The following is a 6,668-nucleotide window of genomic DNA, read 5'->3' as shown; positions in this document are numbered from 1 at the left end:
GTTGGGACCTCCGACCCCCCGGGACGGCACCCCGCGGCACCCCCGCGACCGACCGGCGCCCGCGTCCCCCGGACGCCACGGCCGGGTCGGCTGCGAACCGCGCGGACCCGCTCGATAGGCTGGGTGTCGCCATTCCGATGACACCCGCAGCGCGGCCGGGCGTGCGACCCGCCGCCGAAGTTCGACCAAGGAGATGCCGCCGCCGTGAGCAGCAGCCTTCGACGCGGTTCCCTGACCGCGACCTTCGTGCTCTCGATCGCCACTGTGACCGCCTGCGGCGCCGGCTTCGATGCCGAGACGGACCAGGTCGGCCCCATGCAGGCCGCCGTGCAGGTCGAGGACATCAAGATCCAGAACGTCAACGTGCTGCTCTCCGAGGAGGAGGGCGGCCCCGCAGGGGTCAGCGCGCGGATCTTCAACGACGGCGCCGAGGACCAGACCCTGGTCTCCATCACCCTGCCCGGCAGCGGCGAGGAGATGGAGCTGATCCCGGCCGAGGGCGAGGACGAGATCGTCATCCCCGCGCGCGGCTCGCTCGCCCTGGGCGGCGAGGGCAACGCCCTCGCCATCATCGACGACCCGCAGGGCGCGGGCATCGCCGCGGGCAACGCCCAGCACCTCGTCTTCGACCTGAGCGACACCGGCGAGGCCTCCCTGTACGCGCGGGTCATGCCGGTGGTCGACTTCTTCGACTACTACTCCGACTGGGCGCCGCCGACCCTCGACGAGGTCGAGGGCGACGACGAGGCCGGGATCGACGAGGACGCCATCGAGGGCGTGGAGGACATCGAGGAGGGCCTCCAGGAGGGCGAGGACAACGAGGAGGCCCCCGCCGACCGCCTGCCCGGCGAGGTCGAGGACGAGGACGGCGACGAGGTCGACCCCGGCCGCACCGGCGAGACCGGCGGCACCGGCGAGGACTGATCCCCGCCCCCGGCCGCTCCCGCGCGGTCCGCGTCGCGCACGCGGACCGTCGCCGGCGGCGGGCCCCGGAACAGCAGGACGGGCCCCGGCGCTCCCACCCCGGAAGGGTGGGAGCGCCGGGGCCCGTCGCACGTCCGTCGCCGAACCCTCGGAGCCGCCCCGGGGTGCGGGCCGGGAGGGCCGGACCGGCTCCCCGGTCCGGCCCTCACCCCGACCGGAGGGCCCGGGGGCCGTCACGGCTCGAACTTGTACCCCAGGCCGCGCACCGTCACCAGGTAGCGAGGCGCCCCCGGGTCCGGCTCGATCTTCGCCCGCAGCCGCTTGACGTGCACGTCCAGCGTCTTGGTGTCGCCCACGTAGTCGGCGCCCCAGACCCGGTCGATCAACTGCATCCGGGTCAGCACCCGGCCGGCGTTGCGCAGCAGCATCGCCAACAGGTCGAACTCCTTGAGGGGCAGGTCCACCTTGCGGCCGGAGACCGTGACCACGTGGCGGTCCACGTCCATCCGCACCGGGCCCGCCTCCAGGGCCGCCGGCGCCTCGTCCTCGGCGTCACCGCGGCGGCGGAGCACCGCGCGGATCCGGGCCACCAGTTCCCTCGACGAGAACGGCTTGGTGACGTAGTCGTCGGCTCCTATCTCCAGACCGACGACCTTGTCGATCTCGCTGTCCTTCGCGGTCACCATGATGACCGGCACGTTGGAACGGCCCCGCAGCTGGCGGCAGACCTCGGTGCCGGGCAGCCCCGGCAGCATCAGGTCCAGCAGCACCAGGTCGGCACCGTTGCGTTCGAATTCGTCCAGCCCCTCGGGCCCGGTGGCCGCCGTGGCGACCTCGAAGCCCTCCTTGCGGAGCATGTACGACAGGGCGTCGCTGAACGACTCCTCGTCCTCGACGACGAGCACTCGGGTCACGGCGTGACCTCCCGGGCGGGATCGTTGGTGCGGGTGACTGCCGACGGACCGCGTTCCCCGTTCGACCCCGGGGACGGATCGACGGTGACCTCGCCGGTCACCATGCCGTCCTCGTCCGCGGAGACGTCGGGGAAGTCCGCCGGTTCGTGCAACGCGCCGCCGGTGGCGTTCCGGTCGCGCCGGGCGGCGCGGTGGCGCGCACGCGCGCTGCCCGGCTCGGGCAACCGCAGCGTGAAGGTGGAGCCCTGGCCCTCCGCGCTCCACACCTGGACCTCCCCGCCGTGCGAGGCGGCCACGTGCTTGACGATGGCCAGGCCGAGACCGGTGCCGCCGGTGGCCCGGGAACGGGCCGGGTCGACACGGTAGAAGCGCTCGAAGATGCGCTCCCGATCGGTCTCCGAGATGCCGATGCCCTGGTCGGTCACCGAGATCTCGATCTGGTCGGCGCCCCGTGGGGCGCCCGCCTCCTCCGCCGGGATGCGCGCGGCGGCGATGGCCACCCGGGTGTGCGCCGGGCTGTAGTTGACGGCGTTCTCCACGAGATTGCCGAGGGCGGCGGCGAGCTGGCCGCGGTTGCCCCACAGGGTGAGGCCGGTGGCTCCGCCCGAGGCCATGGTGATGTTCTTGCCGCTCGCGGCCTGCCGGCAGCGGTCCATGGCCTCGCCGACGAGTTCGTCGACGCTCACCGTTTCCGCGTTGGTCAACGGGTCGTTGTCCTGCACGCGGGAGAGGTCGATCAGTTCCTGCACCAGGCTGGTCAGCCGGGTGGCCTCCACCTGCATCCGTCCGGCGAACCGGGTGACGGCCTCCGGGTCGTCGGAGGCGTCCATGACGGCCTCCGAGAGCAGGGACAGGGCTCCGGCCGGGGTCTTCAGCTCGTGGCTGACGTTGGCGACGAAGTCGCGTCGCACCGCCTCGATGCGCCGGGCCTCGGTGAGGTCCTCGACCAGCAGCAGGACCAGGCGCGAGCCGAGCGGCGCGGAGCGCGCGGAGACCGCCAGGGCGTCCGAACGGCCCCGGCCGCGGCGGGGCAGGTCCAGTTCCCGCTGTCGGATCTCGCCGTCGCGGCGGGTGTCCCGGGCCATGGCGAGCATGGGCTCGACGGCGAGCCGACCGCCGCGCACCAGCCCCAGGGCGTAGGCGGCGGAGCTGGCCTTGACCACGCCGTCGCCCTCGTCGAGCACCACGGCGGAGGAACGGAGCACCGACAGCACGGTGTCCACACCCGGTGGAAGCCCCTGGTCGGCGGGGAGACCGGAGCGCAGCGGGCGCGTCCGTTCGCGTTCGCTGATGCGGAATGCCAGCATGGCGAAGACGCCGGTACAGAGCCCGGCGACCGCGGCCACTGCGGCGACCGCCGCGTTCACGTCCATGACCTCAGGTTATGCGGCGGCGACAAGCGGGCCACAGAGCCGGGGGCGAATGCTCGTCCGGGGTCCCGTAGAAGTTCACCTTCCCGACGCAGTCGGTTCACCTTCCGGGGTCGCGCCGGTCGTCCGGGGCGCGAACGGTGGCATCGAACGGCGCGCACCCAGCGGCGCACGCCGGTCCCTCGGGCCCCGTGACGGGTCCGACGCCGTGGATCCGGGTCGCCGGGACGGGGTCGGGGGATACTTCGGGGAACACCCCGACGTCCCGTCGCCGACGTCCCGGGCCGCCCGCGGCCCGGGGATCGGCCGACGGAAGGGAACCCCGGGGGACCGCACGGCGCACGGGCAGCGGCGGAAACACGACCGGTACCGGTCGGAGAACGGCAGGAGAGGGCACGACAACATGCGTGACGCGTATCACGAGGAACTGGACGCGATCAGCGACAACCTGGTGGAGATGGCCCGTTTCGTCGGCTCCGCGATGGGACGCGCGACCACGGCGATCCTGGACGCCGACCTCAAGCTCGCCGAGAGCGTGATCGAGGGCGACGACAAGGTCGACCAGATGCACCGCGACCTGGAGAACAGCGCGATAGCGCTGCTGGCCCGCCAGCAGCCGGTCGCCACGGACCTGCGGATCGTGGTGACCTCGCTGCGGATGAGCGCCGACCTGGAGCGGTCCGGCGACCTCGCCCAGCACGTGGCGAAGGTGGCGCGGCTGCGCTTCCCCGACTCCGCGGTGCCCCGGGACCTCCAGGCCACCATCCTGGAGATGGGACAGCTGGCGCAGCGGCTGATGGCCAAGGCGGCCGAGGTGATCATCACCAAGGACGTCGAGCTGGCCATGCAGCTGGAGCACGACGACGACGCGATGGACTCGCTCCACCGCAACCTGTTCCGTCACCTGATGGACGACCGGTGGAAGCACGGCATCGAGACCGCCGTGGACGTGACCCTGCTGGGCCGGTACTACGAGCGGTTCGCCGACCACGCCGTGTCGGTCGCGCGTCGGGTCGTGTACCTGGTGACGGGGGAGCACGCCGACGAGTTCGAGCCGGAGCCGGCACCGGAGGCCTGAGCCGGGGCGAACCTCGGCGCGCGAATGCTTCCGCGCGCCGGGAATGCGCCCGGGTGGCGTGCCGACGGCCCGGGGAGGAACGGTCCGGAGGAAGAGGCCGTTTCGCCACGGAGGAGGAATCCCATGGTCGAGCAGGTTGTGACGCGCGCGTCCTGCAGCTGCGGATCGGGATGCAGCTGCGGCTGCCAGTCCGGCGGGTCCTGCCAGTGCGGCGGGTCCTGCTGAGGCGGGACATCCGGCGCGGGCCGCCGACCGAACAGCGGCGGTCCGGAGCATCACACCCCGGGGCCCGGGGCGCGACACCCGTCGCGCCCCGGGCCCCTCGCCCGTGCGCGTGCTCGCGGGAGACGTTCGCGGCGCGGCCGGCGAGGGCACCGGCGGCGTCGGCACCGGTGGCGACAGCTCGGCGCCACGGGATGTCGGCGGAACCGGTGACCCGCAGCCGGTTGAAAGGGGCGGCTCCCCGAAACGGACGGGAGGCCCGCGGGTCCTCTCCGCGGGGCATGACGCAACGGTCACGGACCGGCACCGCCACGGGCCCGGGTCGCCTTCGTGGCACAAAGCACCCGGCCCCCTGTGGGTCGGGTCCCCGTCACGCCGCCATCCGGTGCGCACCCGCTCGGCGGAGCGCTCGAAGCGCTCCCCGACAACCCGCCCGACGGTTGCCGGTCCGCGCCGTCGGGCCCCGGGGACACCCGGGGGTGCCGCCCCTTCACCCCGCGGCTCCGACATCAAAGCCCCCGTTCCGCGAAGAACTCGCGGGACGGGGGCCGGATGGCGCGTGGCGTTACTTCTTGCGGCCCTGGTTCTTCACGGCCTCGATGGCGGCCTCGGCGGCCTTCGGGTCGAGGTAGCGGCCGCCGGGGGTGATCGGGGAGAAGTCGGCGTCCAGCTCGTAGAGCAGCGGGATGCCGGTGGGGATGTTGAGCCCGACGATGTCCTGATCGGAGACGCCGTCCAGGTGCTTGACCAGGGCGCGCAGGCTGTTGCCGTGGGCGACGACCAGCACGGTGCGGCCGGCGCTCAGGTCCGGGACGATCGAGTCGTACCAGTACGGCAGCATCCGCACCACGACGTCCTTGAGGCACTCGGTGCGCGGACGCAGGTCGGAGGGCAGGTGGGCGTAACGGGGGTCGTCGCTCTGCGACCACTCGGCGCCGTCCTCCAGGACCGGCGGCGGGGTGTCGTAGGAGCGGCGCCAGGTCATGAACTGCTCCTCGCCGAACTCGGCGAGGGTGGCGGCCTTGTCCTTGCCCTGGAGGGCGCCGTAGTGGCGCTCGTTCAGGCGCCAGCTGCGGTGGACGGTGACCCACGAGCGGTCCGCGACGTCCAGCGCCAGGTTGGCGGTCCGGATGGCGCGTCGCAGCAGCGAGGTGTGCAGGACGTCGGGGAGGAGGTCGTTCTCCCGGAGCAGTTCACCGCCCCGGACGGCCTCCTGCTCACCCTTCTCGGTGAGGTTGACGTCCACCCAACCGGTGAACAGGTTCTTGGCGTTCCACTCGCTCTCGCCGTGGCGGAGCAGGATCAGACGGTACGGTGCGTCGGCCATGTTCCGAGCCTAAACGAACTCCCGGGTCGGGGTCGGACGGGGCTCGCGGAGCGGACACCGGCCGGGGATCCGTCGGGGCGGGTCCCCGGCCGGTGACCGGGTGTCAGGCCGGTCGGTCGGTGCCGGAGTCGGGGCCCGGGTCGGCGCCGGGGCCGCTCGGCCCGGCGGTCTCGGCGGGCGGCCGGGTCAGGTGCGCGAACGCCTCCAGGTTGCGGGTGGACTCGCCGCGCGCGGTGCGCCAGGCGTGCTCGCGCCGGATGGCGCCGGCGAACCCCTTCTCCAGCAAGGTGTTGAACGCCCCGTCGGCCTGCTCCAGCACCGTGCCGAGCACGCGGTCGATCTCCTCGGCCGTCACCGAGGCCAGCGGCAGCCGACCCGCCAGGTAGATGTCGCCGAGGCCGTCGAGGGCGTAGGCGACGCCGTACAGCCGGGTGTTGCGCTCCAGCAGCCAGCGGTGGACCTCGGCGTGGTTCTCGTCGGGGCGGCGGATGACGAAGGCGTTGACCGACAGGGAGTGCTCGCCGACGACCAGCGAGCAGGTGGTGGAGAGCTTGCGGGTGCCGGGGAGGGTGACGACGTACCGCCCGGGGCCGGGGCTCTCCCAGCGGGCGTCGGTGGCCCCGGCGAGGTCGGTCAGCGCCTCCTCGACGGTGCGGCGGGCCCGCTCGGCGGGATCCGCCGGCTCGGTCGTGCCGGCGGCGGGCGCCGGCTCCGGGGCGGTGCGGTCCGGGGTCTGTCGCGGCTCAGCCATGCCCCGATCGTAGGGGGCCGCCCCCGGCGCGGCGGGGACCGGCGCCCCCGACGGCGGGAAGGGCGTCGGGGAAGGGGGAGGC

6 protein-coding genes are annotated in these 6,668 nt (G+C 73.5%); 2 read left to right on the top strand and 4 right to left on the bottom strand.

Features of this window, described 5'->3' with window-relative positions:
- Nucleotides 1-204: 204 nt before the first annotated feature.
- The gene (locus FOE67_RS12345; protein ID WP_182663530.1) at nucleotides 205-924 is read left to right on the top strand and encodes a copper chaperone PCu(A)C; all 720 of its coding nucleotides are present in this window, start codon (nucleotides 205-207) and stop codon (nucleotides 922-924) included.
- 233 nt (nucleotides 925-1,157) lie between these two features.
- On the opposite strand, the gene phoP is transcribed toward FOE67_RS12345, so the two are convergent.
- Both phoP and FOE67_RS12335 read right to left on the bottom strand, forming a co-directional pair.
- Complete coding sequence (gene phoP / locus FOE67_RS12340) at nucleotides 1,158-1,829, bottom strand: two-component system response regulator PhoP (protein ID WP_497987007.1); 672 nt, start codon at nucleotides 1,827-1,829, stop codon at nucleotides 1,158-1,160.
- Between the two features lie 5 nt (nucleotides 1,830-1,834).
- Nucleotides 1,835-3,211 carry a sensor histidine kinase gene (locus tag FOE67_RS12335; RefSeq protein ID WP_182663528.1) on the bottom strand — a complete coding sequence of 459 codons (1,377 nt, stop codon included), beginning with the start codon at nucleotides 3,209-3,211 and terminating at the stop codon, nucleotides 1,835-1,837.
- 400 nt (nucleotides 3,212-3,611) lie between these two features.
- On the opposite strand from FOE67_RS12335, the gene phoU reads away from it, so the two are divergent.
- A complete protein-coding gene (gene phoU / locus FOE67_RS12330; protein ID WP_182663526.1) occupies nucleotides 3,612-4,286 on the top strand; it encodes a phosphate signaling complex protein PhoU in 675 nt (224 codons plus the stop codon).
- 787 nt (nucleotides 4,287-5,073) lie between these two features.
- On the opposite strand, the gene FOE67_RS12325 is transcribed toward phoU, so the two are convergent.
- Both FOE67_RS12325 and FOE67_RS12320 read right to left on the bottom strand, forming a co-directional pair.
- Complete coding sequence (locus FOE67_RS12325; RefSeq protein WP_182663525.1) at nucleotides 5,074-5,835, bottom strand: phosphoglyceromutase; 762 nt, start codon at nucleotides 5,833-5,835, stop codon at nucleotides 5,074-5,076.
- 103 nt (nucleotides 5,836-5,938) lie between these two features.
- The gene (locus FOE67_RS12320) at nucleotides 5,939-6,586 is read right to left on the bottom strand and encodes a type III secretion system chaperone family protein (RefSeq protein WP_182663523.1); all 648 of its coding nucleotides are present in this window, start codon (nucleotides 6,584-6,586) and stop codon (nucleotides 5,939-5,941) included.
- Between the last annotated feature and the right edge of the window lie 82 nt (nucleotides 6,587-6,668).

The sequence above is a fragment of the Streptomyces calidiresistens genome, assembly GCF_014141525.1.
GTDB classification, from domain to species: domain Bacteria; phylum Actinomycetota; class Actinomycetes; order Streptomycetales; family Streptomycetaceae; genus Streptomyces; species Streptomyces calidiresistens.
Note: the sequence above shows the minus strand (reverse complement) of the source record. Positions and strands in the feature narration are given on the sequence as shown.

Bases quoted from the DNA above. Each gene is read 5' to 3' on its own strand.
- FOE67_RS12320 (WP_182663523.1), bottom strand. From the start codon at position 6,586: ATGGCTGAGCCGCGACAGACCCCGGACCGCACCGCCCCGGAGCCGGCG.
- phoU (WP_182663526.1), top strand. From the start codon at position 3,612: ATGCGTGACGCGTATCACGAGGAACTGGACGCGATCAGCGACAACCTG.
- FOE67_RS12335 (WP_182663528.1), bottom strand. From the start codon at position 3,211: ATGGACGTGAACGCGGCGGTCGCCGCAGTGGCCGCGGTCGCCGGGCTC.
- FOE67_RS12325 (WP_182663525.1), bottom strand. From the start codon at position 5,835: ATGGCCGACGCACCGTACCGTCTGATCCTGCTCCGCCACGGCGAGAGC.